Below are 1,428 nucleotides of genomic sequence, written 5' to 3' on the forward strand. Positions count from 1 at the left end.
GAGCGGGATCCTGAGCGCTGGCGCGCTCAGGAGTGAAGGCCTCCGCTGCGCTCCGGCCTGGCTTCGCTGACGCTTCGCCAGATTCCCGCGCTCGCGCGGGAATTGACGTCCGCAAGCGGACGTCCAGGGGAAGGGCCGGCGCAAGCGCCGGCCCGGTGGCGCTGACGCGCCACCAGATGCCCGCGCAAGCACGGGCATTGAAGGGGTGTCCGCTGACGCTCCCACCCCTTCTGGTCCTTCCGGCTTCGCCTCCAGGATCGGCTGGCAGCAGCGAGGGTCCGGGGGTGGTCTGTCGGGTGCCGGCGGCGGTGTCAGTGGGCCCGGCTAAGGTCCGCTTCGACGGGGTCGGTGGCGAAGCCTCCAGCACGGGAAACCCAACGGCATAAACCTCCCGGTCTGCGCGGGGGTGGTCACGGCCCAACCGGCGGCCGGGGAAAAAGGGCCATGCAGACGCTTGCCAGCGCCGGCCCCGTCTCAACCCAGTCCAGAAAGCGGCAGGCGGCTACGCCTGCCCTCTCCAGGCTTCGTCCTCCAGCCGGTCCAACTGCGCCTTGGCCGACTCCTTGCTGCGCACCAGCTTCCATGTCTCCTTCACGCACTCCCAGAACGCAGCCATGCCCAGGACTCCGAAGAGCAGCCGGAAGAGAAGCCACCAGCCTTCCTCGGCCACCCCGACACCGCACAGGCCCACGCCCACGAACAGGGGCCCCACGATCTTGCGCAACCACAGCTCAAACCCGTCCAGCAACTTCCCCACCCCAACGTGAACCGAGCCCATCCCCAACGGAGTGACGCTCTGAGCCCATGATCCGGCACCCGGGCCAGCCGTCTCCCATTGGGGCGCAGCCGGACGGAGAAGCCGGGACGGCAGACGCGACCGCTCGCGGTAAAGCCTCCTGGTGCATCAGGCCTGACAAGCCCGGCCGGACTCCCCCGACGCCGATCCCACATCCGTGTTCAGGGGGCGAAGTACCAGCAGTACAGGCCCCGTCCAGCCCTGACCGCCTCCCGGGCGAGGGCCCCGACTGCCTCAAGAATGCCCGCAGCGGCCTCGCTCGAGACCTCGTCGTCCGCGCGTGACTCCAAAGCCGCCCACCGGTCAGCGATCTCCCCCAGTCGCAGCGCGCCGGCTCCGGCCAAAAGGGTGCGCAGCGGCGGGCCCATCTCGAACACCTCGAAACCGTCGTTCGCCATGGGCACCACCATCCGCGGCTCTCTCTGGGCGATCCGGTTGATGGGCTCGCCGGTAAACAGGCTTTCCCACTCCAGGACGGCCTCATCGGGGAAGAATCCCTCGAACATAACCGCTGGGCGGCCGTGATCCCGATAGCGGGGGTCTGTCCAGCCAACGGTGTAACTCGTGTGGTGTGAGTTAACGGCGGCCGACGGAGAGTCGGCCGTCGAAGGCGATGTCGAAGGCCTGCAGAG

The 1,428-nt window shown here is 68.7% G+C and carries 2 protein-coding genes; both read right to left on the bottom strand.

Annotated features, from left to right (window positions below):
• Positions 1-502 precede the first annotated feature (502 nt).
• On the bottom strand, positions 503-748 hold the full coding sequence (locus ACWGIF_RS37850) for a hypothetical protein (protein ID WP_453504404.1): 246 nt from the start codon (positions 746-748) through the stop codon (positions 503-505).
• 209 nt (positions 749-957) lie between these two features.
• Positions 958-1,428: hypothetical protein (locus ACWGIF_RS37855; RefSeq protein WP_453504406.1), on the bottom strand; the 471-nt coding region annotated here is incomplete at its 5' end.

This window comes from Streptomyces sp. NPDC054849, assembly GCF_053610945.1.